The sequence below is a fragment of the Archangium sp. genome (assembly GCF_036388035.1).
Classification (GTDB): Bacteria; Myxococcota; Myxococcia; order Myxococcales; family Myxococcaceae; genus Archangium.
Genome location: NZ_DASVSO010000495.1, coordinates 1 through 26,102, shown reverse-complemented (window position 1 = coordinate 26,102; position 26,102 = coordinate 1). Strand labels below are relative to the sequence as shown.

At 69.4% G+C, this 26,102-nt stretch carries 21 protein-coding genes and 1 pseudogene; 10 read left to right on the top strand and 12 right to left on the bottom strand.

What is annotated here, in order from left to right; genetic code table 11:
- Both VF697_RS20080 and VF697_RS20075 read left to right on the top strand, forming a co-directional pair.
- Positions 1-412, top strand: a 412-nt coding sequence (locus VF697_RS20080; RefSeq protein ID WP_331097357.1) for an amidase family protein, incomplete at its 5' end; no start/stop codon positions are given.
- 89 nt (positions 413-501) lie between these two features.
- On the top strand, positions 502-1,023 hold the full coding sequence (locus tag VF697_RS20075) for a DUF3592 domain-containing protein (protein WP_331097355.1): 522 nt from the start codon (positions 502-504) through the stop codon (positions 1,021-1,023).
- Positions 1,024-1,127: 104 nt separating this feature from the next.
- On the opposite strand, the gene VF697_RS20070 is transcribed toward VF697_RS20075, so the two are convergent.
- Positions 1,128-1,316 (bottom strand): hypothetical protein, encoded by a 189-nt coding sequence (locus VF697_RS20070; protein WP_331097353.1) that lies wholly within the window; start codon positions 1,314-1,316, stop codon positions 1,128-1,130.
- 653 nt (positions 1,317-1,969) lie between these two features.
- Here VF697_RS20070 and VF697_RS20065 point away from each other — a divergent pair.
- A pseudogene (locus VF697_RS20065) lies at positions 1,970-2,812 on the top strand (transposase).
- Between the two features lie 194 nt (positions 2,813-3,006).
- Here VF697_RS20065 and VF697_RS20060 read toward each other — a convergent pair.
- A complete protein-coding gene (locus VF697_RS20060; protein ID WP_414641325.1) occupies positions 3,007-3,159 on the bottom strand; it encodes a phospholipase D-like domain-containing protein in 153 nt (50 codons plus the stop codon).
- A 721-nt stretch (positions 3,160-3,880) separates the two neighbouring features.
- Between VF697_RS20060 and VF697_RS20055 the strand changes: the two genes are divergently transcribed.
- Together VF697_RS20055 and VF697_RS20050 are read left to right on the top strand one after the other, a co-directional pair.
- Positions 3,881-4,486 (top strand): DUF6310 domain-containing protein, encoded by a 606-nt coding sequence (locus tag VF697_RS20055; protein WP_331097352.1) that lies wholly within the window; start codon positions 3,881-3,883, stop codon positions 4,484-4,486.
- A complete protein-coding gene (locus VF697_RS20050) occupies positions 4,487-5,239 on the top strand; it encodes a DUF5953 family protein (RefSeq protein WP_331097350.1) in 753 nt (250 codons plus the stop codon).
- Between the two features lie 88 nt (positions 5,240-5,327).
- Here the strand turns inward: VF697_RS20050 and VF697_RS20045 are convergent, their stop codons facing one another.
- A complete protein-coding gene (locus VF697_RS20045) occupies positions 5,328-6,917 on the bottom strand; it encodes a PAS domain-containing protein (protein WP_331097348.1) in 1,590 nt (529 codons plus the stop codon).
- Between the two features lie 212 nt (positions 6,918-7,129).
- Between VF697_RS20045 and VF697_RS20040 the strand changes: the two genes are divergently transcribed.
- Complete coding sequence (locus tag VF697_RS20040; protein WP_331097346.1) at positions 7,130-11,452, top strand: DEAD/DEAH box helicase; 4,323 nt, start codon at positions 7,130-7,132, stop codon at positions 11,450-11,452.
- 101 nt (positions 11,453-11,553) lie between these two features.
- Here the strand turns inward: VF697_RS20040 and VF697_RS20035 are convergent, their stop codons facing one another.
- The 8 genes from VF697_RS20035 to VF697_RS20000 form a co-directional block, all read right to left on the bottom strand.
- Positions 11,554-12,108, bottom strand: a complete 555-nt coding sequence (locus tag VF697_RS20035; RefSeq protein ID WP_331097344.1) for a hypothetical protein — start codon at positions 12,106-12,108, stop codon at positions 11,554-11,556.
- Positions 12,109-12,118: 10 nt separating this feature from the next.
- On the bottom strand, positions 12,119-12,607 hold the full coding sequence (locus tag VF697_RS20030; RefSeq protein WP_331097342.1) for a hypothetical protein: 489 nt from the start codon (positions 12,605-12,607) through the stop codon (positions 12,119-12,121).
- 129 nt (positions 12,608-12,736) lie between these two features.
- Complete coding sequence (locus tag VF697_RS20025; protein WP_331097340.1) at positions 12,737-14,521, bottom strand: ABC transporter substrate-binding protein; 1,785 nt, start codon at positions 14,519-14,521, stop codon at positions 12,737-12,739.
- A gap of 4 nt (positions 14,522-14,525) precedes the next feature.
- A complete protein-coding gene (locus VF697_RS20020; RefSeq protein ID WP_331097338.1) occupies positions 14,526-14,804 on the bottom strand; it encodes a DUF2160 domain-containing protein in 279 nt (92 codons plus the stop codon).
- A gap of 3 nt (positions 14,805-14,807) precedes the next feature.
- Positions 14,808-15,599 carry a carbohydrate ABC transporter permease gene (locus VF697_RS20015; protein ID WP_331097336.1) on the bottom strand — a complete coding sequence of 264 codons (792 nt, stop codon included), beginning with the start codon at positions 15,597-15,599 and terminating at the stop codon, positions 14,808-14,810.
- Complete coding sequence (locus VF697_RS20010) at positions 15,596-16,462, bottom strand: sugar ABC transporter permease (protein WP_331097334.1); 867 nt, start codon at positions 16,460-16,462, stop codon at positions 15,596-15,598. The genes VF697_RS20015 and VF697_RS20010 overlap by 4 nt, the downstream gene beginning before the upstream one ends.
- A complete protein-coding gene (locus tag VF697_RS20005; RefSeq protein WP_331097332.1) occupies positions 16,459-17,547 on the bottom strand; it encodes an ABC transporter ATP-binding protein in 1,089 nt (362 codons plus the stop codon). Before VF697_RS20005 ends, VF697_RS20010 begins: the two co-directional genes overlap by 4 nt.
- Complete coding sequence (locus VF697_RS20000; RefSeq protein ID WP_331097330.1) at positions 17,534-18,652, bottom strand: ABC transporter ATP-binding protein; 1,119 nt, start codon at positions 18,650-18,652, stop codon at positions 17,534-17,536. Before VF697_RS20000 ends, VF697_RS20005 begins: the two co-directional genes overlap by 14 nt.
- Positions 18,653-18,840: 188 nt before the next feature.
- On the opposite strand from VF697_RS20000, the gene VF697_RS19995 reads away from it, so the two are divergent.
- The 4 genes from VF697_RS19995 (at position 18,841) to VF697_RS19980 (ending at position 25,551) form a co-directional block, all read left to right on the top strand.
- The gene (locus VF697_RS19995) at positions 18,841-21,288 is read left to right on the top strand and encodes a S8 family serine peptidase (protein WP_331097328.1); all 2,448 of its coding nucleotides are present in this window, start codon (positions 18,841-18,843) and stop codon (positions 21,286-21,288) included.
- Positions 21,289-21,460: 172 nt separating this feature from the next.
- Positions 21,461-22,090, top strand: coding sequence for a biliverdin-producing heme oxygenase (locus VF697_RS19990; RefSeq protein ID WP_331097326.1), 630 nt, complete (start codon positions 21,461-21,463; stop codon positions 22,088-22,090).
- Complete coding sequence (locus tag VF697_RS19985) at positions 22,071-24,311, top strand: ATP-binding protein (RefSeq protein WP_331097325.1); 2,241 nt, start codon at positions 22,071-22,073, stop codon at positions 24,309-24,311. Before VF697_RS19990 ends, VF697_RS19985 begins: the two co-directional genes overlap by 20 nt.
- Before the next feature lie 4 nt (positions 24,312-24,315).
- A complete protein-coding gene (locus VF697_RS19980) occupies positions 24,316-25,551 on the top strand; it encodes a hybrid sensor histidine kinase/response regulator (protein ID WP_331097323.1) in 1,236 nt (411 codons plus the stop codon).
- Positions 25,552-25,566: 15 nt separating this feature from the next.
- On the opposite strand, the gene VF697_RS19975 is transcribed toward VF697_RS19980, so the two are convergent.
- Positions 25,567-26,102 (bottom strand): DUF420 domain-containing protein (locus tag VF697_RS19975; RefSeq protein WP_331097321.1); only part of this gene is annotated, 536 nt, incomplete at its 5' end.

Genomic DNA, 26,102 nt, shown 5'->3' with positions numbered 1-26,102 from the left:
GGCGGCGTCCGTGCATGCACGGGCCCTGGCGAGCGGGGTGTCGGGCTTCATCGCCGCCACGGAGACGAACCTGCGCGCTGGAGCGGCGCTGAGCGAGGCGGCGGTGGCGGCTGCGCGCGCCAGACGGGAGGCGTATCGCACGCAGCTGGTGGCGCTGTTCCGCGAGGTGGACGTCCTGCTCGGCCCCGCGGTGCCCGACGTGGCGCCCCTGGTCAACCAGGAAGAAGTCACCGTCGCGGAAGGAGCACTGCCCGTCCGACGTGCGGTGTTGCGCATCACCGCGCCGTGGAGCCTGCTGGGCGCGCCGGTGCTGTGCCTCCCGCGTCCGCTCGGTGGCCTGTCCGTGGGCGTCCAGCTGGTCGCGCCATGGGGGCAGGACGCGGCACTGCTCGGATGGGGGCTGGGGGGATAGGTGGGGCGTCAACGCGAGCATCCTCAGCGGCCAGCCCAGCTCCTCCGCTGCTTGAATGGATGATATTCCCGCTCCAAGGAGCTGAAGACATGGACAACCAACTTCCGGCAACCCACGGGGGGTTGCCACCCCAGGCGCACCTGGCCATCGCGGTCATTGTGATGGCGGGCGGGCTGTTCATTGCCACGATGGGGACGATGACCTATTTCCAGGGTCGTGCGTTGAGCCAACGCGGGATCATCGCGGACGCGGTCCTCACCGAGGTCACCCACCGCAAGAGAGATTCGGATACAGGCCACCAGGTCGGGTACCGGTTTACCGTTGGAGGCCAGGACTTCCACCGGGTCGGCATCTTTGGGACTGCTGTCGGAAGCGACGTTTCCCAAGAGGATCAAGAGGAAGCTGTTCAGACCGGCCACCTTCAGATTCGATACGTCCCAGACGACCCCTGGATCAACGAGCCCGTGGCCACTGCTCGCCCGCGGCGACAAGGCGGGATGATGGCGGTGGGAATAGGGCTGGTGATGCTCCTTGGCGGTCTGATCCGGTTCGTTCTGGCACGAGAGGCAAGACCCCCTCGCCCCCAACCCGATGGCGGACAGCAGGCGTGACAACGCCTCGTCGTCAAGGGCTGGAGTCGGAGAGCACGGCATCCTCGCCGCTAGCCGACGGGCTGCCGCTCGCCGTCCTTCTCCACGAAGCGGTGCCGGTCTCTTCAGGCTCGGCGCGGCCAGTGGGGCAGGACGCCGCCAATGACCTCGCGCAGCGAGGCACCGGGGGAGGCGGTGAGCACCATCCGGTCGCGGGCGGTGAACTGATAGCCACCCGCGGGAGTGGGGCCATGGGTGACGATGGCGGCGGGCCATCGCTCTCCGCTCCCCCAAGCAGGTGAGAAGGCGAGCATGACGCTTGAGGCAGTGACCAGGAAGGAACCGAGGAGGGAGAGGAGGGCGGCCTGGGCCGGCGTGTACCCCCCCAAGGCGAGCCGCGCATCCTCGTTGGGAGTAGGCTCGGCTCAGAGCGGCGGGTAACTTTTAGTGGAGGCGGCGGGAATCGAACCTGCCGCCTCGTCAGACGCTATCTAGCTTCGCCTGTGCGCTGGACTCTCCGAGGACACGGGCTCCTGGGCTTGCTCGGTGCAGACGTTCTGAGAGGCGTCTTGCTGCTTCTTGGCCTCTGGCGTGAGGGAGGCCTGGGGGGCGCTGCTCCGGCAGTAATCCACACAGACCTCCCACTCCGCGCAGGTGGTCGGGTGCGTGCTCATGTAGCAGATCTTTCCACAACTATCGGCGCACCCACACACATCCGGGCACTGCGGCGGATATGCCAGGGCCGTCGACGAGACGCCCAGGGTGAAGACGAGGCCGAGACTGGTACCGAGTTGCTTCATCCAATTCCGCATGCACGCTCCTCGAGCGAGGGGGTTGTTCGTGAGGCCGAACAATTCTCCCTCGGAGCAGAGGAGCCGGCGAGGCGGAAAATCATGCAGGGAACTCGCGGGCTGCGGCGCTGTGGGACAGTCGACTCTCCGACGTCCTCGCCGTCTTCTTGCGCGCGGTGTTCGCCCTGCAGCGCCGGAGGGCACGGCGGCAGGGCCTGCGGGGTGGGCAGCCAGGGGCCGTGTCGTTCATCCAGTTCTTCGGTTCGGCCTTGCAGGTGACTCCGCACTTCCACTCGCTGGTGCCGGATGGCGTCTTCGTGCCCAGGGAGGGCGGCGTGCACTTCGAGAGGTTGGCGCCACCCACACAAGGCGAGGTGGAGCGGCTGTTGAGGGTGGTGCGCCACCGGGTGCTGCGGTTGTTGGAAAGTAGAGGGGTTCTGCCCGCGCAAGGACCCGAGGACGCGCTGCAGGCATAGCACGCCAACGACAGGCTGGGGCTGGAGCGGCTGTGCCGCTACGGGGCGCGCGGTGCACTGGCGCTGGAGCGTTTGTCACGAGCGGAGGATGGCCGCATCGCCTACCAAATGAAGCGCCCGCTGCCGGACGGTACGACGCACCTGCTCTTCACCGGGCTGGAACTGTTACGGCGTGTGGCGTCCCTGGTGCCTCCGCCTCGGGCAAACCTCACAAGGTTCCACGGCGTCTTCGCTCCAGGCGCGCGACCGCGGCCATTTCTGGTCCCCCAAGCAGGAGAGGAGGAGGCGAGCGTGGCGCCCCAGGCAGTTGCGAGGCAGGAAACGAGGAAGGAGCGGACAGCGCGAGTGGACTGGGCAGGGCTGCTACGAAGGACCTTCGCGGTGGAGGTGTTGGCCTGCGTGAGGTGTGGAGGCAGGCGGCGAGTGCTGGCGGGCCGTGACGGAAGCGGGAGGGGTGCGTGCGATTCTGGAGCACCTGGGCCTGCCCACGGCAGGTGCGAGGCTGGCCCCGGCGCGAGGGCCCCCCAGGCCGCGTGGTGTTGAGGCTCAAGCCGCCCGGGCCAAGAGAGCCAGCCCCCAGCCGCGCACCCCGTGGGAGCGCGGCCTGGGCAGTCGTGTACCTCGAGGGGCTGCGCGGCCTGTCCACCCGCTTGGCTCACTGCTCGGACGGCCCCTGTCAGCGGTCCTCCTCGGCACCTGCGCTCCAGCCCTCTGCCTCAACATGGCCTCTATCCCGCCTATACGCACAGCGCGTCGTAGTTGATGGAGCCCACCAGCACGAGCCGGTCATCCACCAGCATCGTCTTCGCGTGCATCATCGATGGCTGGTACTCCCAGATGCGCACGCCCGCGGCCCTCAAGGTGTCGTAGGTTACGCACGTCTTGCTCATGTCGTTTCCGTCTCCGGTTTGGTCCTTTTTTGGTCCCAAAAACCGGATTTGGTCCCGAAAATGCAGACGCAGCCCCGTTCTCAGAGGGTGGCGCCTTGAAAGCGGCGGGTTGCTCTGCTTGGAAGCGGCGGCAATCGAACCCACGCCGGGCGGTGCGAAACTCCCATCAGAATCGCGTCCTTACCTCGTAACCGCCCGGAATGCTTGGGAGTCGATATCCCGCCGCGTCCCCTCCTGTCCTGCCCCGTTCCGGCCCATTCCGCACGCTCCTGCGACATACGTGCAACATGGGCGGCCTCCTACCGACCCCCCCTCGCGTGCTCGTTCGTCGCTGACGGAGCGTGCTGGCATACTCCAGAACGGGACCCGCCAAGCCCTGACTTGATTGGAGGACCCGGCCATGCGTCTCCGAGCGTGCATCGCACTTCTGCTCTATGTCTCGGCCTGCGCTACGTCAGTGCCGAGCCCGGGAGAGCCAGCGGCCCGGGACCTGAGGCTCGCCAACCTCCAGCGGGCGGCGACGCTGCCCTGGACGGACGGGGGGCGGTGCGCCGTCCAGGAGGCTTCCGAGCCCTGGCCCGTGCTGGCGGAACGGTGCTTTCACGCTCTCGACCATGACCGGATCGAGTTTCTCGACACCACAGGACGATGCGCGGTGGCCTCAGCTGGTGCCGCTGCCGTGGGACTCGGGGTCTGCGTCCTGGCGGCTCCGGAGATCCTCGTGGGAGCGGTGATCGTCGCGGGCGTGGTGGTGGTGGGATTCGCCATCAAAGAGGCGTTGGATACCTACCCGGAGAAGAGGGGCCGTCCCCCCCAGGTAAGGCCCATGCCAGAAACGCGCCCCGTACCTGTAACAAATCCCGTTCCGCAGGAGCCCTCGCCGAAAAAAAGGCCCAAGCCGGAGCCAAAAGGGCCGGATTTCCCTCCAGTGGGGCCTGTCGAAGTCATGGAGCGAGACCGCCACCCGGAGTGCAAGCCCATCCCGGTGCCGCATCGAGGCGGAAACAACGACCATAACACGTGCGCCGACAGAATTCAGAACAACAGCTTCCCCGGCTGGGACGTGCTCGTCAATGGCAAGCAATTTGACGCGTTGCAACTGGCCACGCGCACATTGTGGGAAGTCAAAACGGATGACTTTGAGAAGCAACCGCCTCGGTCACAGGAATTCTTTGTCCGGTCGAAGCTGCCGGAATTAAGGCGCGAGAAAAAGCTCGCCGAAGCGTGCGGATACAATTTTTCCGTCGGCGTGCGGAGCAAGGCACATCTGGCCGCTCTGCGCGCGGCTGACCCCTCCCTCACGGTCGTTGTCATGGATTGGTGTTGAATGTCGACCAAACAAGACCACTACCGCCTCATTGTCTATGCACCCGCGCTCGTAGGCGACGATGGGCGCCCGCTCTCCGTCGTTCACGGAATGGAGCGTGCGCTTCCTGGCTTGCGGCTGGAGTGGACGACTTCCGAAAAAGAAGACCTCATCGCATTGCCCAATCGTGATGAGTGGGTCGCGGCAGAAAAGACAGAGGGTGGGTTTCCATTCCTCTGCAACGACGATGACGACAACCTCGTGACGCTCACCGGGCTAGAAAACCCGGGAGGCCCCTGCGATCAGCCACAGTTTGAAATATTCGCGAGGCTGCCTCTAAATGCGGAGGCGACCTCGGCGGCAGTGAATGTATTGGAGGCAGTAGCAGAACGCGCACGCGCTCGGTGGGGGCATCTGACGCCTTTCCTCGCGGCAGTAGACATTGCCGAGCAGACGGCGCCCACATTGGTCGGCCCGCCTTCCCCCCCACGGGGACTGCCAGCGCTCAAGCTCCCAGAGAAAATCCGCTCGCCTGAGATTCCGCATCGCCTCGGGTGGCTGAACTACTGGTCGGCTGCTGCCGCACGGGCCATCGGCTTCCCCGACCCCACCTGCGACGCGGAGCTGCTGTCGCGCTCACGGCGCACCGCGACGGGCGGATGGGTCGTCAGGCTCACCGAGGCACCGCTCGACCTGGACAACCCCGCCCACCTGGACGCGCTCAAACGGGCCTACGAGCGCTTCCCGGAGATCGGCGGGCGCTCCACCCCTTGAGGGTGGGAACAGGCACCTCTTGCCACATGGCAAGCTCAAATCGAACCCACCCCTCTCGAGCGCGCGAGGGGCTACGCAGGACACTCCACTAGCGCTCACCCGCCGCCACACTGCCGATCAGACCCACCTCGACCTGCTCGCCCTCTGGCTCTTCTTCCGGCTCCACGCGGTGGGGCCGCGCCGCGTTCCGGAGGGGATGGGGGCCTGGCGCGGTGTGGAGGGCCGGAGCGAGGTCCGTCAGGTTCTCCAGGATGCCGAGCACCCGGTGGCCGCCCTGGCTGTCGGCACTCGCCCGTGCCCGCAGGGCGTGCCGCCGCTCCGTCCCATCCGGAGCCCGCACCCGGTACACCAGCGAGAGCTCGCCCGGGCTCGTGGCGCAGCGCGCGAGGGCCTCGGCCACCGAGGGCTGGTCCTCCGGGTGGACCCGCTCGAGGAAGGCGTCCAGCGACTCCTCCGGGCCCAGCGCCTTGAGCGCGAAGTGCGCCGCGGCTCCGCGCTCCCAGCGCAGGCGCCGCTCGGGCAGGCGCAGGTCCCACAGCGTCAGCGACGCGGCCGACAGCGCCTCCAGCACCCGGGCCTCGTTCTGCCGCAGCGCCTCCTCCAGCAGCTTCAAGTCGGTGATGTCGCGCGAGATGCCGAAGAGGCCGAACACCGCGCCCGCCTCGTCGCGCAGCACGCCCTTGGTGGACAGCCACACCCGCTTGGAGGGCCCCGACTCCGTCTCCTCGTAGGTGAAGGTCTGCCGGAAGGCGAGCACCTCCCGGTCATGGGCGATGGTGGAGCGCGCGGCCTCGGGGGACCACAGCTCCGCGTCGGTGCGCCCGATGACGGCCTCGGCGGGCTTGCCCATGAGCCGGGCCCCGGCCGCGTTGATGCGGGTGTAGCGGCCCTGGACGTCCTTCGTGTAGATGGCGTCCGTGGCCCCCTGCAGCACGGCGTTGAAGAGAGCGCTGGCGCGCCGGGCGGCATCCGAGGTCCGGTGGTGCGCGGTGACGTCGCGCAGGTAGACGAGCACCCCGCTCTCGGTGGGCACCGCCGTCCCCTCCAGGTGGAGGAAGTTGTAGCGCTCCTCGAAGTCCACGGGGGCGCCGGTGGCCAGGGCCCGCTGCACCTGGACGCGCAGCACCGAGCCCGGCTCCTCGGCGTACTCCTGCCACAGGTTGCGCCCCGCGAGCAGCTGGCGCCGCTTGCCCAGCAGCCGCTCCGCGGCCCGGTTGACGTAGAAGAAGCGGCACTGCCGGTCGAGCGCGAGGAACGGGTCCGGCATGCACTCCATGAAGGAGAGCATCCGCTCCTCGAAGGCGGCCGTCTCGCTCACGAAACGCTCGGTGTCCGTGACGTCCGAGAGCCACACCGCGAGCAGCCCGTCCTCCACGCGCGCCGAGCGCGCGAGTATCCGTCGCGCCCCCAGGCCCCGGCCCAGCGAGAGCATCCGCGTGCCGGGCGCGCCCGTGGCCAGCACCTGGCCCCACGCCTCCACCGCCTCGACCAATTCCGGCCGCCGCACCAGCATCCGCCGGCCGGTGAGGTTCTCCTCCAGCAGCGTCTCGGAGGCCGGGTTGGCGTACTCGCAGACGAAGTCCGCGGGGGCTGCCTCGGTGCCGCCTTCCGGGCGCAGGGCGAGGAAACCATCCGGGTTGATCGCCTCGAGGGCATAGCGGCTGCTGGGGGGGAACATGGGGCGGCTCCTCGAAGGGCATGAGAGCACCACTGCCCCGTCGACTGTCGGCACGAGGCCCTGGTTCCACAGCCCGAGTGGAAGCGAAGTGACACTCCGATTTCGGCACCTGTATGGTGCTGTACGTCTGTTCAAGCTTTGCGGAAAGGGCGGGCGGGCGGGCGCGTTGACGCCCCCGCTAAACCGGTGTTCAGTCTGAAGGGGAGAGCGCCATGGCCCCGCAGATTGCCCTCGATTTCGCCACCCTCGAGCAGCCCACCCACGCGGCCCTCGCGTCGTTCCACCCCGTGGTGCAGCGGTGGTTCACCGAGCGGCTCGGCGAGCCCTCGCGTCCCCAGGTGGAAGGCTGGCCCCTCATCCAGGCGGGCCACGACGTGCTGATCGCCGCGCCCACGGGCAGCGGCAAGACGCTCACGGCCTTCCTCGCCGCGCTGGACAGGCTCTTCCGCCAGGCGCTGGAGGGGACGCTGACGGACTGCACCCAGGTGCTGTACGTCTCGCCCCTCAAGGCGCTGGGCAACGACGTACAGAAGAACCTCCTCCAGCCGCTGGAGGAGCTGCTCCAGCGCGCCCGGGCGGCCGGCTTCTCGCCCCAGGAGCTGCGGGTGCAGGTGCGCACCGGAGACACCTCGGCGTCCGAGCGCTCGCGGATGGTGCGCCGGCCGCCGCACATCCTCATCACCACGCCGGAGTCCTGCTACCTCTACCTCACGGCGGACCGGGCGCGCGCCACGCTGCGCTCGGTGCGCACCCTCATCGTGGATGAAATCCACGCGCTGGCGCGAGACAAGCGGGGCAGCCACTTCGCCCTGTCGCTGGAGCGCCTCAAGGCCATCACCGAGGTGCAGCCGCAGCTCATCGGCCTGTCGGCGACGCAGAAGCCGCTGGAGGCCATCGCCGGCTTCCTCACGGGCGAGCGGACGACGGCGTGCCGGTTGGTGCAGGTGGGGCACCAGCGGCCGTGGGACCTGCGGGTGGAGGTGCCGGACGCGGAGCTGGGCTCGCTGGCGACGAACGAGATGTGGGGCCAGGTGTACGACCGGCTGGTGCAACTGGCGGGAGAGCACCGCACGACGCTCGTCTTCGTGAACACGCGGAAGATGGCCGAGCGGGTGGCGCACGACCTGGGCGAGCGGCTGGGGCCGGACAAGGTGGCGGCGCACCACGGGAGCATGTCGCGGGAGATGCGGCTGTCGGCCGAGGAGCGGCTGAAGGCGGGGCAGCTCTCGGTGATGGTGGCCACGGCGTCGCTGGAGCTGGGCATCGACGTGGGCAACGTGGACCTGGTGGTGCAGCTCGGCAGCACGCGCTCCATCGCGGTGCTGTTGCAGCGGGTGGGGCGCGCGGGCCACTACAAGGGAGGCATCTCGAAGGGCATCCTCATCGCGATGACGCGCGACGAGCTGATGGAGTGCGTCGGGCTGCTCAACGCGGTGCGCGAGGGGGACCTCGACGCGGTGCGGATGCCGGAGAAGCCGCTGGACGTGCTGGCGCAGCAGGTGGTGGCGGCGTGCGCGTGCGAGGAGTGGGACGAGCGGGCCCTCTACAGCCTCTTCCGGAAGGCGTACCCGTACCGCGACCTCACGTACGAGGAGTACGAGAAGGTGCTGGAGACGCTCTCGGAGGGCGTGTCGCTGCGGCGGGGGAGGGCGGGGGTGCACCTGCACCGGGACCGGGTGAACCAGCGGCTCAAGGCGCGCCGGGGTGTGCGAATCACCGCGCTCACGAACGGGGGAGCGATTCCGGACACCTTCACCTTCAACGTGGTGGCGCAGCCCGAGGGCAAGGTGGTGGGCACGCTGGACGAGGACTTCGCGGTGGAGTCGACGCCCGGAGACATCTTCCTGCTGGGGACGACGGCGTGGCGCATCCAGCGGGTGATGGGGGCGTCGGTGCTGGTGGAGAACGCGCACGGGCAGCCGCCGACGGTGCCCTTCTGGCGCGGGGAGGCCCCGGGCCGCACGGACGAGCTGAGCGTGCACGTGGGCCGGCTGCGCGAGGAGCTCCTCGCCCGCACGGACGGGGCGCTCTTCCTGGAGAAGGAGCTGAAGGTACCGCCGCCGGCGGTGGACGCGCTGCTGGCGTACCTGCGGGCGGGGCAACAGGTGCTGGGCACGGTGCCGAGCAACACCACCATCGTCGCCGAGCGCTTCTTCGACGAGGCGGGCGGAATGCAGCTCATCCTGCACGCGCCGTTTGGAAGCCGCATCAACCGGGCGTGGGGCCTGGCGCTGCGCAAGCGCTTCTGCCGCACCTTCGACTTCGAGCTCCAGGCGGCGGCCACCGAGGACGGCCTGCTGCTGTCGCTGGGCGAGCAGCACTCCTTTCCGCTGGAGGACATCTTCCAGTTCCTCAATCCGGAGAACGTGGAGGAGGTGCTGGTGCAGGCGGTGCTGCAGGTGCCGCTGTTCGGCACGCGCTTCCGGTGGAACGCGACGCGGGCGCTGTCGCTGTCGCGCTTCGCGGGGGGCAAGCGGGTGGCGCCGAACCTCCAGCGGGCGAGGAGCGAGGATCTGCTGGCGGCGGTGTTTCCGGCGCAGGTGGGGTGCCAGGACAACCACGGTGGGGCGGACGTGGAGCTGCCGGACCATCCGCTGGTGAAGCAGACGATGGAGGACTGCCTGCGCGAGGCGATGGACGTGGAGGGCCTGCGCGAGGTGCTGCGGCGGATGAAGGACGGGCGCATCAAGCTGGTGGCGAGGGACGTGCCGGAGCCGAGCGTCTTCGCGCACCAGATGGTGAACAGCCAGCCGTACACGTTCCTCGACGACGCGCCGGCGGAGGAGCGCCGGGTGCGCAACGTGGTGCTGCGGCGAACGCTGCCGGCGGAGGACGCGGCCTCGTTCGGAGCGCTGGACGCGGAGGCCATCCACCAGGTGGTGCGGGACGCGGCGCCGCCGATGCGGGACGAGGACGAGCTGCACGACGCGCTGCTGCAACTGGTGCTGCTGCCCGAGGCGGAGGTGCCCCAGCGCTTCGTCCCGAGCCTCATGGCTCAGCGGCGGGTGGCGTGGCTGGAGGTGGGGGGGACCCGGTTCCTCGTGCCCGCCGAGCGCCTGAGTGCAATCAAGGCCCTGTTCCCCGAAGCGCCCCTGCAACCGGAGCTGACGCCGCTGCCGGGAGACAAGCCGGTGGAGCGGGACGCAGCGGTGACGCAGGTGGTGCGGGGGTGGATGGAGCTGCTGGGCCCGACGACGGCGGCGGAGCTCGCGGGCCACACGGCGCTGGACGAGTCCGAGGTGAACATCGCGCTGCACCAGCTCGAGGCGACGGGAGGAATCCTGCGAGGCCGCTTCCGGCCGGGCTCCACCCCGGACGTGGTGGAGTGGTGCGATCGGCGCCTCCTGCAGCGCATCCACCGGCTGACGGTGGGACGGCTGCGCAAGGAGATCGAGCCCCTGAGCGCACAGGACTTCATGCGCTTCCTCTTCCGGTGGCACCACCTGGAGGAGGTGGACGCGCTGCGAGGCTCCACGGGCCTGTCGAAGGCGATCAGCCTGTTGCAGGGCTACGAGGCCCCGGCGTCCGCGTGGGAGCGCTTCCTGCTGCCCGCGCGAATGAAGGGCTACCTGGGGGACCTGCTGGAGCGGGCCTGCTACTCGGGAGAGGTGGCGTGGGGCCGGCTCACGATGAAGGACGCGAAGCCCGCGCCGGGCCCGCGCCGAGGGGCCCCCGCGACCCCGCCCGAGCCCGAGCCCGTACGCTCCCGAGCGGCCTCCCCCAACCGCAACGCGAGCCTGACCTTCGTGCGCCGTGAGGAGCTGGACTGGATGCTCTCGGCGGCGCGGCCGCACGCGGTGCTGTCGGACGGAGGCGTGTGGCTGCCGCCGGACCTGTCGGGGCCGGCGAAGGACGTGGTGACGGTGCTGGAGCAGCGGGGGGCGTGCTTCTTCAACGACCTGTGCTCGCGCTCGCGCCGACTGCCCGCGGAGGTGGAGGACGCGCTGTGGGAGCTGGTGGCGCGAGGCCTCGTGACAGCGGACGCGGTGCAGAACCTGCGAGTGCTACAGAGCCCGGCGCAGCGCAAACGGCAGAAGCTGTTGCAGCGAGGAGGCCCGGGCCGCTGGAGCCTGCTGGTGCCGTCGGAACCGAAGCCCGAGGACGAGGTGCGTGAATCCCTCGCCCGACTGTTCCTCCAGCGCTACGGCATTGTCTGGCGGGACCTGGTGATGCGCGAGTCGCTGGCGCCCTCGTGGCGCGAGCTGCTGTACGTGTACCGGCGGATGGAGGCGCGAGGAGAAATCCGCGGAGGCCGCTTCGTGTCGGGCTTCGTGGGCGAGCAGTTCGCGCTGCCGGAGGCAGTGGACGTGGCGCGAGCGGTGCGTCGGCAGAAACCCTCGGGCGTGCGCGTGCAGCTCTCGGCGGTGGACCCACTCAACCTCACGGGAGTGGTGACGCCGGGCCCGCGAGTGCCAGCCACGGTGGGCAACGTCGTCACCTACGTGGACGGCGTGCCTCAGGGCTTCGACGCACAGGGAGACGACGAGGAAGGGGAGGGCGAGGACGGCCCCGGCGAGACGGCGCAGGCCAACTGAGGACAGCCCGATGCCAATGCGCTACGACATTGTCATCATGACGGGCTGGACTTTTTCACCAGCGGCCTGGAGGTAATGCCCAGGGCCACAGTCGTAGGACGTCAAGACTCATCCGGGGGAGTCAAACCCTGCTGCGCGGCGTAGCGCCTCGTGGTCTGCATCTCGTCCCAGAGGAGGGTGCCGGGTTCTGGGAAGAGTCTCTCCGCCAGTTTGCCAAGCCGAAGGGCTTTCTCCAGAGACTCCTTCGTCTCCTCGTTGTTCCAGTACCTGATCTTGAAGAGCCAGGCATCTTCGAGCGTGTTCAGTGCTTGCTGCTCTCCCTCTTCGTAGAGGTTCATGGCCTCCGGTGGGCCATGTTGGAAGGTGTCGAGGAAGTTGCCCAGCTCCAACAAGGCCGGGGCACTGCGGTATGAGCCCAAAACGGCCGATTCCAACAGGCGCCTGACTTCGGAGAGCACCTCCTCGGTGCTTCTGCCGGGCTGATCGACGACTTGTTGCAGCCGGGCGAGATAGCGGAGGTTGTAGGTGAAGGCAGGGCATTCTTCGGCAAGCTCGCGATGCAACTTGAATTGTTCTGGGCACCCTCGCTCGTGTTCTCCAGCTTTCCTGGCCGCTTCGAACTTCTGGACCAAATCTTCAAGGCTGGGATGTGCCATGCGCTCACCTTTAATATTTTTCCATCAGACGATCTGGGTTCTTGATGATCTTGCTCACCATTTGAAGCTGCGCCTTTGTTGCCAAGCTGAAGTCCTTGCGCTCCAGCATTTGCTTGACTTCAAAGAGGGTGTAGTCCTTGAGTTGTGAAGGAAAGTCACGCGCGCGTTGAAGAGTCGCGGGAAGCTGGCCCACGCGCGTATTCAGCATCGCGATATTGTCCAGCATTCGCGCGGCTGTTGGCGCGGCGATGAGCCCCGAGGCTTTTGCCTCTACGATCAATGCCTCCGCTTCGGCGAACTGGCCATTGTTGATGAGAGCCCAAATACGAGCAGAGACCGAATTGCCACCCTTGATGCGTACGCCATCTTCGGGCTCGTCGGTGTACGCAGTGTCAGCCGTCCATGCGGTACTCGGGTTCTCGCGAGCTGCACTGGACCCATGGCTGCAGCCACTGGCAAGGAGAACGAGTCCCCCGAGAAGGAGCAGAGATGCATTCATGGTCGAATTCCTGAAGGCGACCTGCCACCTGAATAGGTGTCCGCATGCTCGAACAGGTACCGAGGCAAGTACATGCGCCGGCTTGGAGTTGGGCGGCCTCGGAGGCCGAGGCCGTCCACTCCAAAGGCGCTACTTCACGCGCCCTTCCTTCCAGGCCTGCAGGAGCTGCTCATAGGGCACGGTCTCGCCCTTGGGCTTCTCGTTGGCGACCTTCGCGTGAGGGGCTCCCGGCGTGTCGAGCCAGAATTTCGCCTCCTTCACCGGGTTGAGCTTCGGCGGGCAGTTCTGCATGCCCGCGCGCTCCAGCCGGCCCAGCACGTCGTCCATCTGCTGGGCCAGCGAGTCCATGGCCTCCTGGGGCGTCTTCTCGCCCTCGACAGCCAGGCTGATGTTCTGCCACCAGAGCTGCGCGAGCTTCGGGTAGTCCGGCACGTTGGTGCCCGTGGGCGTCCACGCCTCGCGCGCGGGGCTGCGGTAGAACTCCACCAGTCCGCCCAGCTTGTCCGCCACCTTCGTCACGTGCTCGGAGCGGATGTCCGAGTCACGAATGGGCGTCAGCCCCACGAGGAACTTCTTGAGCGACGTGCTCTTGGCCACCACGAACTGCGCGTACAGCCACGCGGCCTTGCGGCGCTCTAGCGGGGTGCTCTTGAGCATCGTCCACGAGCCCGTGTCCTGGTAGCCGAGCTTCGTGCCCTCCTGCCAGTACGGGCCGTGCGGCGAGGGCGCCATGCGCCACTTCGGCGTGCCGTCCGCGTTCACCACCGGCAGCCCCGCCTTCGTCAGCGGCGCGGTGAAGGCCGTGTACCAGAAGATCTGCTGCGCCACGTTGCCCTGGCCCGGCACCGGACCCGCCTCGGAGAACGTCATGCCGGCGGCCTGGGGCGGCGAGTACTTCTTCAGCCAGTCGATGTACTTGGTGAGCGCGTACACCGCGGCCGGGCCGTTCGTCTCACCGCCGCGCGCCACCGAGGCGCCGGCCGGGTTGCAGCCCTCGACGCGGATGCCCCACTCGTCCACCGGCTTGCCATTGGGGAAGCCCTTGTCGCCCACGCCCGCCATGGACAGCCACGCGTCCGTGAAGCGCCAGCCGAGCGACGGGTCCTTCTTCCCGTAGTCCATGTGGCCGTACACCCGAACACCGTCGAGCTCCTTCACGTCGTTGGTGAAGAACTCGGCGATGTCCTCGTAGGCCGACCAGTTCACCGGCACGCCCAGCTCGTAGCCGTACTTCTTCTTGAAGCGCTCCTTGAGGTCCGGCCGGCTGAACCAGTCCTGGCGGAACCAGTACAGGTTGGCGAACTGCTGGTCCGGGAGCTGGTACATCTTCCCGTCCGGGCCGGTGACGAAGCTCTTGCCCATGAAGTCGTTGATGTCGAGCGTGGGCAGTGTCACGTCCTTGCCCTCGCCCGCCATGAAGTCCGACAGCGCGACCACGTGCCCGTAGCGCACGTGCGTCCCAATCAGGTCGCTGTCATTGACATACATGTCATAGATGTTGCGACCCGACTGCATCTGGGTCTGCAGCTTCTCGATGACGTCGCCTTCCTGGATGAGATCGTGCTTGAGCTTGATGCCCGTGATCTCCTCGAAGGCCTTGGCCATCGTCTTGGACTCGTAGACGTGCGTGTCGATCGTCTCCGAGACCACGTTGATGGCCATGCCGCGGTAGGGGGCGGCGGCCTCGCGGAACCACTTCATCTCCGCGAGCTGCTGCTCGCGGGTGAGGGTGCTCGGCTGGAACTCCTGATCCACCCACTTCTCGGCGGCCTTCTCCAGCGCGGCCAGGTCCACCTGCTGCTGCGGCTGCGCGGTGGCGGCGGGCTTCTCACCCTCGGGCTTCGACTCCTTCTTGCACCCGTACAGGGGCACTGCGACGGCCAGGGTCAGCGTCCATTTCAGCGCGTTCTTCAACGTGTTACCCCCATCGTGCGATGACGAGCATGAACAGCAAGGACAGACCTACGGCGAACCAGATGGATGCATCCGTCAGCCCCACCCAGGCGAGGTGGATGAACGCACTGCCCAGCAGGCCGACGAAGAGGCGGTCTCCGCGCGTGGTGGCCATGGGCAGCGCGCCCCGGCGCGGGATGGAAGGGGAGCGAATCCCCCAGACGGTATAGGCCGCGAGCAGCAGCGCGATGACGACGAAGAAGCTGGCCGTGGGCGGCGTCCAGGCCATCCATTCCAGGTCCATGGCTCACACCCTTCCCAGGGCGAAGCCCTTGGCGATGTAGTTGCGGACGAAGTAGATGACCACCGCGCCCGGCACGAGCGTCAGCACGCCGGCGGCGGCCAGCACGCCCCAGTCCATGCCGGCGGCGCTCACCGTGCGCGTCATGGTGGCCACGATGGGCTTGGCCTCGACGGACGTCAGCGTGCGCGCCAGCAGCAACTCCACCCAGGAGAACATGAAGCAGAAGAACGCCGTCACCCCGACGCCCGAGCGGATGAGTGGCAGGAAGATGCGCAGGAAGAAGCGGGGGAAGCCGTAGCCGTCGATGTACGCCGTCTCGTCGATCTCCCGAGGCACGCCGGACATGAAGCCCTCCAATATCCACACCGACAGCGGCACGGTGAAGAGCATGTGGGCGAGCGCCACGGCCCAAGGCGTGTCGAAGAGGCCGATGCTCGAGTAGAGCTGGAAGAAGGGGAGGAGGAACACCGCGGGGGGCGACATGCGGTTGCTCAGCAGCCAGAAGAAGAGGTGCGTGTCCCCGAGGAAGCGGTAGCGCGAGAAGGCGTAGGCCGCGGGCAGGGCCAGCAGCACGGAGAGCACCGTGTTGATGCCCACGTACGTGAGCGAGTGGAGGTAGCTGTTCCTCCAGTCGGGGTCGGTGAAGATGACGGCGTAGTTGGCCAGCGTGGGGTTGTGCGGCCAGAGCGTGAAGACGCCGAGAATCTCCTCGTTCGTCTTCAGCGACATGCCCAGCAGCCAGTAGATGGGCACGAAGCTCACCAGCAGATAGAGGGGGACGGCGAGGCGTCTCATCGCGCCTCCTTCGTGCTCGTCATCGCGGTGTAGAAGACGTAGCTGAACAGCAGGATGACCAGGAAGTAGATGAGCGAGAAGGCCGCCGCCGGGCCGAGGTCGAACTGGCCCACCGCGAGCCGCGTGAGGTACTGGCTCAGGAAGGTGGTGGCGTTGCCGGGCCCGCCGCCGGTGAGCACGAAGGGCTCGGTGTAGATCATGAAGCTGTCCATGAAGCGCAGCAGCACCGCGATGGTCAGCACCCCGCGCAGCCGGGGCAGTTGGATGAAGCGGAACGTGGCCCACGCCGAGGCGCCGTCGATGCGCGCCGCCTGATAGTAGGCGTCGGGGATGGCGCGCAGGCCCGCGTAGCAGAGCAGGGCCACCAGCGGTGTCCAATGCCACACGTCCATGGCCAGCACGGTGAGCCAGGCGTCCAGCGCGTGGGCCGTGTAGTTGTACGAGATGCCGAGCCCGTTGATGGCCACGCCCAGCAGGCCGATGTCCCCCCGGGCGAAGATCTGCCAGATGGTGCCCACCACGTTGAAGGGGATGAGCAGCGGCAGGCCCAGCAGCACCAGGCTCACGGACGCGGCGCGCCCCTGCCGCGGCAGCACGAGCGCGAGGGCCACGCCCAGGGGAATCTCCAGCGCCAGCACCGCCAGCGAGAAGCCGAGCTGTCGCCGCAGGGCACCGTGCAGCTCGGGGTCCCTCATCACCTTGCGGAACCACTCCGTCCCCACGAAGACGCGCTGCTCCGGCCCGAGGATGTCCTGCACCGAGTAGTTCACCACCGTCATCAACGGAATGACGGCGCTGAACGCGACGGCCACCAGCACGGGCAGCACGAGCAGCCAGGCGCGGTGGTTGGTGGGTTTGCTCATGGGATGGCACTGCCCCCGGCGTACAGCGTCGTCCAGCGCGGCGGCAGCTCCAGCCAGCACGCCTCCCCGGGCGTGAGCCGCTCCTCCTCGGGCAGCCGCACCTTGAGCGACTGCGCCCCCAGCCGCGCGGTGGCCAGCTTGTGGCGCCCCAGGTCCTCCACCTGCGTCACCTCGACGCGCACGGAGGAGGGCGTGCCCTCGGGCACCCGCCGCAGGAACTCGGGCCGGATGCCGAGCCGTGGCTCGCCTCCGTTCGCCCGCGCTCGCGCGCACACGCCCGCGTCCAGCGGGAGCCGCTGCCCCTCCACCACCACCGTGCCGTCCTCCACGGTGCACGCCAGGAGGTTCATCCCCGGGCTGCCGATGAAGTAGCCGACGAAGGTGTCCGCCGGGCGCTCGAAGAGCTCCTGCGGCGTGCCCATCTGCACCACGCGCCCCTGGTTCATCACCACCACCCGGTCCGCGAGCGTCAGCGCCTCCACCTGGTCGTGCGTCACGTACACGAGCGTCACCTTCAACTGCTCGTGCACCTGCTTGAGCTTGCGGCGCAGCAGCCACTTCACGTGCGGGTCGATGACCGTGAGCGGCTCGTCCAGGAGGATGGCCGCCACGTCCCGGCGCACCAGCCCGCGTCCCAGGGAGATGCGCTGCCGCATGTCCGCCGACAGCCCGCTCGCGCGCAGCCGCAGGTCCGGGGTGAGCTCCAGCAGCTCCGCCACCTCCTCCACCCGCGCCCGCGTCTCGTCGCTCCCCAGGCCCCGGTTGCGCAGCGGGAAGGCGAGGTTCTCCGCGACGCTCATCGTGTCGTAGATGACCGGGAACTGGAACACCTGGGCGATGTTGCGCTGCTGGGGCAGGAAGCCGGTGACGTCCTTGCCGTCGAAGAGCACCTGCCCGCGCGTGGGCCGCACGAGGCCCGAGATGATGTTGAGCAGCGTCGTCTTCCCGCACCCCGAGGGCCCCAGCAGCGCGTAGGCGCCGCCGTCCTCCCAGACGAGCTCCAGGGGCCGCAGCGCGTAGTCCTTCTCGGACGCGGGGGAGGGGACGTAGGCATGGGCGAGGCCGCGCAGCTCAATCCTGGCCATGAGAAGGCTCCTCGGAGGTGAAGGGGGGCGCGGCGACGAGCCGGCCCTCGGGGCCGAACACGAACATCCGCGAGGGCGAGGCGAATAGCTCCACCGATGCGCCGTACGGGTGGCGGTGGATGCCCTCCGCCTGCGCGGTGAGGGAGAGCCCGCCGTGCGCCGCGTGGACGAGCGTCTCGGAGCCGCTGACCTCCTCCACCTCCACGTGGGCGGGGATGCGCACGTCCTCGGGCGAGGCGGGCGCGAGCCGCAGGTGGTGGGCACGCAGGCCCATGCGGTAGCGGCCGGGCGCGAGGCCCCGCAGGTGTCCGGACAGGGGGAAGTGCACCTCGGGCGACAGGCGGGCCCCGGCATCCGAGGAGACCTCGACGTCCCACAGGTTCATCTGCGGGTCGCTGAAGACCTGCCCCACGCGCTCGGTGGCGGGCGAGTGGTACACCTCCAGCGTCCGGCCCTCCTGCAGCAGGCGCCCCTCGTCGAGCACCGCCGTCCGGCCGCCGAGCAGCAGCGCCTCGGTGGGCTCGGTGGTGGCGTACACCACGACGGCGGGGCGGTTGTGGAAGAGCTGGCGGATCTCCGCGCGCAGCTCCTCGCGCAGCTTGTAGTCGAGGTTGGCCAGGGGCTCGTCGAGCAGCAGCAGCGAGGCGTCCTTGGCGAGCGCGCGGGCCATGGCCGTGCGCTGTTGCTGCCCCCCGCTCAGCTCCGCGGGGAGCCGGTCCAGGTAGGGCTCCAGGCGGAGCGCGGCGGCCGTGTCCCGCACGCGCCGGTCGAGCTCCTGCTTGCCCAGCCGCCCGGCGAGCCGCAGCGGGGAGGCGATGTTCTCGTAGACGGTGAGGGAGGGGTAGTTGACGAACTGCTGGTACACCATGGCCACGTCGCGACGGCGCACGTCCACGTGTGTCACGTCGGTGCCATCGGCGCGCAGGCGCCCCGAGGTGGGCTTGTCGAGCCCGGCCAGCAGGCGCAGCAGCGACGTCTTCCCCGCGCGCGTGCGGCCGAGCAGGACGTTGAAGGAGCCGCGCTCGAGCCTCAGGCTGATGTCCGCGAGGTGTGTCTCTCCCTCCACCACGCGTGTGACCTTCTCCAGCTCGATGCCGTGCCTCACCCGGTGTATCCCCTCGCTGTCTACGCCGTGAGCAACCGCGGGCGCGCATCGTAGGGAGCGGCTCGCAGCGGGTCCAGGAGCATTCAGGCAGGCGGCCTCGGAGGGCGTGCCGGGCTGTCTGGACGCCTCGCCCCGTGCGGCTCTAGGGTCTGCCACAGGACCCTTCTCCGGATCCGGGGGAACCTTTCATGATTCGCCGTCTTGCCTTCCTGGGGCTGTTGGGCCTCAGCGCTTGCTCCTTTATCGAAGAAGAAGAGCCCGCCACGCCCACCGGCACGGTGCAGGGAACCCTGGCCCCGTTCCGGGGGCAGTCCGCTGACGCCCAGGCCGCCGTGCAGCCCTTCCTCTTCCGGGACGGGGGCGCGCGCGGCCTCTCCCGGGCCGTCGCCAGCGCGCTCGCATCCAAGGGCGTGCTGCGCACGGGCCATCCCGTGGACGACCTCGTGCTGCGGGACCCCGTCATCGAGGGCGAGGTCCTCGTCCGCTTCGAGGAGGCCCACTTGTCCCCGGAGGCGGCCATCGCCCGGGCCCGGGTGTCCGGCTACCGCGCCGTGCACAAGGGGTACGTCAGCGAGTACCTGCACGTCCTCCGCTACGAGCCCTCCGGGGTGGAGGCCCTGTCCGGCACCCAGGCCGCGGCGTCCGTGCGCGCCCTGACGAGCGCGGAGCACACCGCCCTCGTCCAGCGGCTGGCGAGCGCGCCCGGCGTGCGCTTCGTCGAGAGCAACCTGCGCGTGATGCCCTTCGCGGTGCCGAACGATCCGCGCTACTCCCAGCAGTGGCACTACCCGAACATGAACCTGCCGGCCGCCTGGGACATCACCACCGGCAATCCCAACCTGGTGGTGGCGGTGGTGGACACCGGCATCGTGCGGCACCCGGACCTGGACGCCCGCGTCATTCCCGGGATGGACCTCATCTCGGACGGCACCAAGGCGGGTGACGGCAATGGGTACGACAACGACCCGACCGACATGGGCAAGGACCAGCCCAACGGCGGCTCCTCGTTCCACGGCACGCACGTGGCCGGTACCATTGGCGCGGCGTCCAACAACAACCTCGGGGTGGCCGGCGTCACCTGGGCGGGCAAGCTCCTCCCGGTCCGCGTGCTGGGCACCACGGGCGGCACGCTGGCCGACATCGCCGCGGGCATGAACTGGGCCGCTGGCGGCACCGTGCCCGGCGCGCGCGCCAACCCCACGCCCGCCCGCGTCATCAACCTGAGCCTCGGTGGCCGGGGCTCCAGCGGGCAGGCGGTGCAGGACATCGTCAACTCCGCGGTGGGCCGGGGCGCCATCTTCGTCATCGCCGCGGGCAACGCGAACGAGGACGCCACCGACACCTTCCCGTGCAACATGCAGAACGTCATCTGCGTGGGCTCGGTGCGCTTCAACGGCAAGCGCAGCAGCTTCTCCAACTATGGCGCCCCCGTGGACGTCATGGCCCCCGGCGGCCAGGTGAGCGAGGACCTCAACGGCGACGGCGAGCCGGACGGCGTGCTGTCCACCCTGCCCAACGGCAACAACCAGCCGAGCTATGACTGGCACAATGGCACGAGCATGGCCGCCCCGCACGTGGCCGGCGTCGTGGCGCTGATGTTGGCGGTGAACCCGGACCTCACCTCCGGGCAGGTGGAGGCCATCCTCAAGGAGACGGCCGACCCGGCCAGCCGCTGCACCGAGGGCTGTGGCGCCGGTCTCGTCAACGCCCAGGCCGCCGTGCTGCGGGCCAAGGGGGGCTCCGCTCCCGACGCGCCGCCGAAGCTCGGCGTGAGCTCCAGCCAGCTCGCCTTCACGGGCAGCGGCTCCCAGCAGCTCACGGTGCGCAACGTCGGCGGTGGCACGCTCCAGGTGAAGGCCAGCGTCACCGGGCCGCAGGCCTCCTCGGTGTCCATCTCCAGCCTCTCGCTGTCCATCCCGGCCTACAACTCGGCCCCCCTCACGGTGAGCGTCAACCCCGGGTCGCTGCCCAACGGCGACTACTCGGCCCAGCTCTCCCTCTCCTCCACCACCGCGGGCTCCGCTACCGTGATGGTGAAGTTCCGCGTGGGCGCCACGCTGGACAAGGACGCCGTCATCGCCTTCGCCTACCAGGACTCCCTGGGCGAGTGGCAGGTGGACGACGACGGGGTGGCGCTGGTGAGTGCGGCGAGCGGTTACAGCTACTCCGTGTCCGTTCCCCCGCGCGCCTACTTCGTGCTGGCCACCATCAACGACGATGGGGATGAGGAGTTCTTCGAGCCAGGCGAGCGCGTGGGCTTCTGGCGGGATGCCACCCAGGTCGAGCCCCTCGACGTGAAGGTGGACCAGACGGTGCGGGGCGTCAGCTTCTCCCTCACTCCCTACAAGCCCATCGAGGAGGAGCCGGTCTCGAAGGTGGGCCAGCCCTGCACCAGCGCGGCGACTTGCGGCACGGGGGAGCGGTGCGAGACGGGCGCTCCCGGAGGCTACTGCACCCTGGACTGCCTCGACGGCACCGCCTGCCCGGCGGGCTCCAAGTGCTTCTACGACGACGCGACGGAGAGCTCGGCCTCTTGCTACGCCACCTGCACGGGTGTGAACAGCCAGGGCTCCTGCCGCGCGGGCTACTGGTGCTACGACGACGGCACCGGCGGTGGTGCGTGCTCCGTCAAGTGATGGGGCGGTGAGCCAGGGGCCCCGGTTTCCTCCGGGGCTCCTCGCGGGCCGGCTGGCTGGAGGAGCGGGAGCGTGCGGGGCGGGAAGCGCGCCCCGTGCCTGCCCTCCGCCGGGCTGGCGGAAGTTCGACATTCTCACACCCTGAGCGTTCCCAGGCCCGGGGTCTGTGTGCATGCTCGATGCAATCTTGCACCTCGAGCCTCGCACCCTTCTACAGACGTTGAAGTTGGAGACCCGCCCCCACCACGAGCGCGCCGAGCGCGTGGTGCGCCTGCTGTCTCCAGAGCTCACGCCCGCCGGCTATCGGCGCCACCTGGAGGCGCTCCATGGTCTCCATGCCCCCCTGGAGGCGGTGCTCGCCACGCGGCTGGAGGGCCTGGCCTCCGAGCTGCGGCTCCCGGAGCGGTGGAAGCTGCCGTGGCTGGAGGCGGACCTTCGGGCGCTCGGCCACGATGAGGCCTCTCTGGCCCGCCTGCCACGGCTCTCCCGTCCACCCGTGTTGCCCGACGTGCCCGAGGCCCTCGGCTCGCTCTATGTCCTGGAGGGGGCGACGCTCGGCGGTCAGCTCATCCTGCGCCACCTCTCCCGCCATTTCGAGGGTGTCCCGGTGGGGGACTTCGTCTTCTTTCGGGCCTATGGCGAGGCGGTGGGCCCCATGTGGAAGGCCTTCGGTGAGGCCCTCACACGGGCCTGCCCGGAGCCGGCGCTCGCCCCTCGGGTGGTGCGGGGCGCCCAGGATACCTTCGACGCCTTCGAGGCCTGGCTCCGCGAGGTGAATGTCGATGCCCACTGTCGTCTCTGAAGCGGACCTCTCCCAGTGCGACCGCGAGCCCATCCACCTGCTGGGGGGGATCCAGCCGCATGGGGTGTTGCTGGCCTTCTCCGAGCCGGACCTCACCCTCGCGGTGGTAAGCGCCAACACCGAGGCCCTGCTGGGGCGGCCTCCGCAGTCGCTCCTGGGCCGGCCGCTGGCGGAGGTGCTCCATGCCTCGTCGCTCCTCCTCCTCACCCGGGCCCTGTCCCAGCCCGTCACCTCCACCTTGCGCCTCGAGGCCGGGGGCCGCTTCTTCAGCGGCCTGCTGCACCGCAGCGACGGACTGGCGGTGCTGGAGCTGGAGCCCGCGGCGCGGGCCGTCGGCGAGGAGGAGGCGCTGGGCATGGTGGACCTGCTCCTCTCGCCGCTCGCCCGGGCCCGGGGTCCGCAGGGGCTGCTCCAGGCGGCGGCGGACGCGGTGCGCGCGCTCACCGGCTTCGATCGGGTGATGGTGTACCGCTTCGACGCGGACTGGCATGGCGAGGTGCTGGCGGAGAGCCGCGACGCGGACATGGACAGCTTCCTGGGCATGCACTTCCCGGCCAGCGACATCCCCGCCCAGGCGCGCGCCCTCTACACGCGCAACACCCTGCGCCTCATCGCCGACGCGCGCGCCGCGCCGGTGCCGATGGTGCCCGCGGTGCTCCCCTCGCTGGGACGGCCGTTGGATCTCTCCGGCGCGGCCCTGCGCAGCGTGTCCTCCATCCACCTGGAGTACCTCGCCAACATGGACGTGGCCGCCTCGTGCTCCATCTCGCTGCTGCGCGAGGGGGCGCTGTGGGGCCTCATCGCCTGCCACCACCGCACCCCGCTGCACGTGCCGCCCGCCACGCGCCGGGCCTGTGACGTGCTGGCCCGGCTGGTGGCGCTCCAGCTCTCCTCCGAGGAGCGTGCCCTCGCGTCCGCCGCGCTCGCCCACCGCACCCGCCTCCAGTCCCAGTGGGTGGAGCGCCTGTCCGCGGAGGCGGGGCCGCTGCCCGCGTCCCTCACCCGGCATGCCGATCTCCTCCTCGGCCTCACCGACGCGGGCGGCGCGGCCCTGCTGCTCGGCGAGGCCCCCGTCCTCCTGGGAGCCGCGCCCTCCACGGACGAGGTGGAGGCCCTGGCGGGCTGGCTCGCCGCTCAGCACTTCGAGGGCGGCACCTTCCACACGGAGCGGCTCTCGCGGCTCTACCCGCCCGCCGGGGAGTACCTGGACGTGGCCAGCGGGCTGCTCGCGGTGCGGTTGGATCCGAACGAGCCCCGCTTCGTCCTCTGGTTCCGCCCGGAGGTGAGCCGCACCGTCACCTGGGCGGGAGACCCGCGCAAGCCGGTGGTCCCCGGGCCCGGTGCCAGCCGTCTCCACCCGCGCGCCTCCTTCGACGCCTGGCGGGAGACGGTGCGGGGGGCGAGCGTCCCCTGGACTCCAGCGGACCTGGCGGCCGCCACGGGGTTGCGCGAGGCGCTGGTGGGCGTCCTGCTGCGCCATGCCGCCGCGCTCGCCCGCTCCAACACGGAGCTGGACGCCTTTGGCGGCCTCGTGGCGCATGACCTCAAGGAGCCGCTGCGCGGCATCCAGCAGTACGTGGGCTTCCTCCTCGAGGACTACGGCGGCGTGATGGACGAGGCGGGGCACAAGCAGCTCGACGAGGTGCGCTGGCTCGCCGAGCGCACCCAGACGCAGATGGACGCCCTCTTCGAGTACAGCCGGGTGGGGCGCGTGGAGCTGGCCTGGGGCGAGGCGGACATGCAGGAGGTGGTGGACGAGGTGCTGCTCACCGTGTCCGCACGCCTGCAAGAGAATCGGATGGAGGTGCGCGTCCCGCGCCGCCTGCCAAGGGTGGAATGCGATGGGGTGCGCATCCGCCAGGTCTGGGCCAACCTCTTCACCAACGCCGCCAAGTACCACCAGGCGGGCGAGTCCCGCTGGATGGAGGTGGGCTTCCATGCGCCGGGAGAGCCCCTGGCGTCGTCAGCACGGCGGCGGCCCGATGAATACGTCTTCTACGTGCGCGACAACGGCATTGGCATCCCCGAGCGGTTCCACGAGACCGTCTTCGACATGTTCCGCCGGCTGCATCCCGCCCATGCCTACGGGGGGGGCAGTGGCGCCGGACTGGCCATCGCTCGCCGGCTCGTCCGCCTGCATGGGGGCGAGATGTGGGTGGAGTCCGCGCCTGGCCAGGGCGCGACCTTCTTCTTCACCCTGGGCGAGAAGAGGCCTCGGTAATGGGGTGGGAACGAACACCGCCGCGCCCAAGCCCGGGGCAGGGGGCGCCCCCCGGATGAGCCTGCGCGTGCTCCTCGTCGACGACAGCCTCGCGGACCAGCGGGCCCTGCGGCGGGCACTCGAAAAGGATCCGGAGACGCAGTGGGAGGTGGAGCAGGCCAGCTCGGCGGAGGAGGCGCTGGAGCGCCTGCGCCACGCCCCTCTGCCCGACGCGCTCGTGCTGGACTTCCACCTGCCGGGCATGGACGGGGTGACGTTGTTGCGCACGCTGCGCGAGCGGTGTGGCGTGCGGATGCCGGCGGTGATCGTCTTCACCGGCAGCGGCAGCGAGCGCGTGGCGGTGGAGGCGATGAAGTCCGGCGCCCATGACTACCTCCTCAAGGAGGGCTTCTCGCCGGAGCGCCTGCGGCACAGCCTGCACAACGCGGTGGAGGCCATGCGCATGGTCCGCGAGCTGGAGGAGCGCCGTGCCCAGGCGGAGCGCGCGGAGCGGGCGGCGCGCGAGGCGCTCGCGGTGCGCGACGAGTTCTTCGCCATCGCCACGCATGACCTCAAGGGCCCGCTGCAGAGCATCCTCCTGAGCACGCAGCTGCTGCGCCGGCAGCTGCCCGTGGACGCGCGCTCGCCAGGGGTGGAGTCGCGGCTGGAGCAGATTCTTCGCGGGGCGCAGCGGATGGGCGACCTCATCGACCACTTCCTGGCGGTGACGCGGGGAGGGGAGCGCCCGTTGATCCGCAGCCTGGTGGACCTGTTCGCGCTGCTGCGGACCAAGGTGCGCGAGCTGGGGCCGCTGGCGTCCTCGCACCCCGTGCAGATGCACATCGACGGGACGGACTTCCTGGGCCAGTGGGACGAGGCGAGCCTGGAGCGGGTGCTGGACAACCTGTTGAGCAACGCCGTGAAGTACAGCCCGGGGGGCGGGACCATCCACGTGTGGCTGAGCGAGGAGTCCGCGGGACCGGAGGGCTGGATCCGGCTGTGCGTGGAGGATCAGGGCCTGGGCATCCCGAAGGCGGATCTGCCCCACATCTTCGAGCGCTTCCACCGCGGCGGGAACGTGGACGCGGCCATCGCCGGCAGTGGTGTGGGGTTGGCGAGCGCGCACCGGCTGGTGGCCATGCACGGCGGGACCCTCTCCGTGAAGAGCGAGGAGGGAAAGGGCTCGGCCTTCACCGTGCGCCTGCCACGAGGGCTGGGCCTGCCGGAGCTCGAAGCGGCGCCGCGCGTCCAGTCGCCATGAGGTGAAGCGGGCCGCTCAGGGCGCCGTGGGCAGGCTGCCGCGCAGCATGAAGAAGATGACCACGCCCGTCACGGACACGTAGAGCCAGATGGGGGCCAGCCACCGCGTCACCTTGCGGTGCCGGTCGAAGGCCTTGCGCCACGCGAAGTAGAAGGACAGCAGCGCGCCCGGCACCACGAAGAGCGACAGCAGCACGTGGCTGGCGAGGATGAGCAGGTACACCGTGCGCAGCACCCCACTGCCGGCGTAGCGCGTGTCGCCGTGGACGAAGTGGTAGGCGAGGTAGCACACGAGGAAGAGCGCCGACGAGGCGAAGGCGGACACCATCAGGTATTGGTGCACGCGCCGCGCGCCCCGGCGGATGGCCACCCAGCCCGCGGTGAGAAAGGCCGCCGCGAGCGCGTTGAAGCTCGCGTTCACCGCCGGCAGGAAGCGCAGATCCAACCCGCCCACCGGTCCGCCTCTCCGAATCATCAGAATGTAAGAGAGGAAGGCCAGGGCGGCGGCGGAGACCACCGCCGTAAAGATGTAGAAGGAGCGGTCGGTGACTC

Bases quoted from the DNA above. Each gene is read 5' to 3' on its own strand.
- VF697_RS20075 (WP_331097355.1), top strand. From the start codon at position 502: ATGGACAACCAACTTCCGGCAACCCACGGGGGGTTGCCACCCCAGGCG.
- VF697_RS20070 (WP_331097353.1), bottom strand. From the start codon at position 1,316: ATGCTCGCCTTCTCACCTGCTTGGGGGAGCGGAGAGCGATGGCCCGCC.
- VF697_RS20060 (WP_414641325.1), bottom strand. From the start codon at position 3,159: ATGAGCAAGACGTGCGTAACCTACGACACCTTGAGGGCCGCGGGCGTG.
- VF697_RS20050 (WP_331097350.1), top strand. From the start codon at position 4,487: ATGTCGACCAAACAAGACCACTACCGCCTCATTGTCTATGCACCCGCG.
- VF697_RS20045 (WP_331097348.1), bottom strand. From the start codon at position 6,917: ATGTTCCCCCCCAGCAGCCGCTATGCCCTCGAGGCGATCAACCCGGAT.
- VF697_RS20040 (WP_331097346.1), top strand. From the start codon at position 7,130: ATGGCCCCGCAGATTGCCCTCGATTTCGCCACCCTCGAGCAGCCCACC.
- VF697_RS20035 (WP_331097344.1), bottom strand. From the start codon at position 12,108: ATGGCACATCCCAGCCTTGAAGATTTGGTCCAGAAGTTCGAAGCGGCC.
- VF697_RS20030 (WP_331097342.1), bottom strand. From the start codon at position 12,607: ATGAATGCATCTCTGCTCCTTCTCGGGGGACTCGTTCTCCTTGCCAGT.
- VF697_RS20020 (WP_331097338.1), bottom strand. From the start codon at position 14,804: ATGGACCTGGAATGGATGGCCTGGACGCCGCCCACGGCCAGCTTCTTC.
- VF697_RS20015 (WP_331097336.1), bottom strand. From the start codon at position 15,599: ATGAGACGCCTCGCCGTCCCCCTCTATCTGCTGGTGAGCTTCGTGCCC.
- VF697_RS20010 (WP_331097334.1), bottom strand. From the start codon at position 16,462: ATGAGCAAACCCACCAACCACCGCGCCTGGCTGCTCGTGCTGCCCGTG.
- VF697_RS20005 (WP_331097332.1), bottom strand. From the start codon at position 17,547: ATGGCCAGGATTGAGCTGCGCGGCCTCGCCCATGCCTACGTCCCCTCC.
- VF697_RS19995 (WP_331097328.1), top strand. From the start codon at position 18,841: ATGATTCGCCGTCTTGCCTTCCTGGGGCTGTTGGGCCTCAGCGCTTGC.
- VF697_RS19990 (WP_331097326.1), top strand. From the start codon at position 21,461: ATGCTCGATGCAATCTTGCACCTCGAGCCTCGCACCCTTCTACAGACG.
- VF697_RS19985 (WP_331097325.1), top strand. From the start codon at position 22,071: ATGCCCACTGTCGTCTCTGAAGCGGACCTCTCCCAGTGCGACCGCGAG.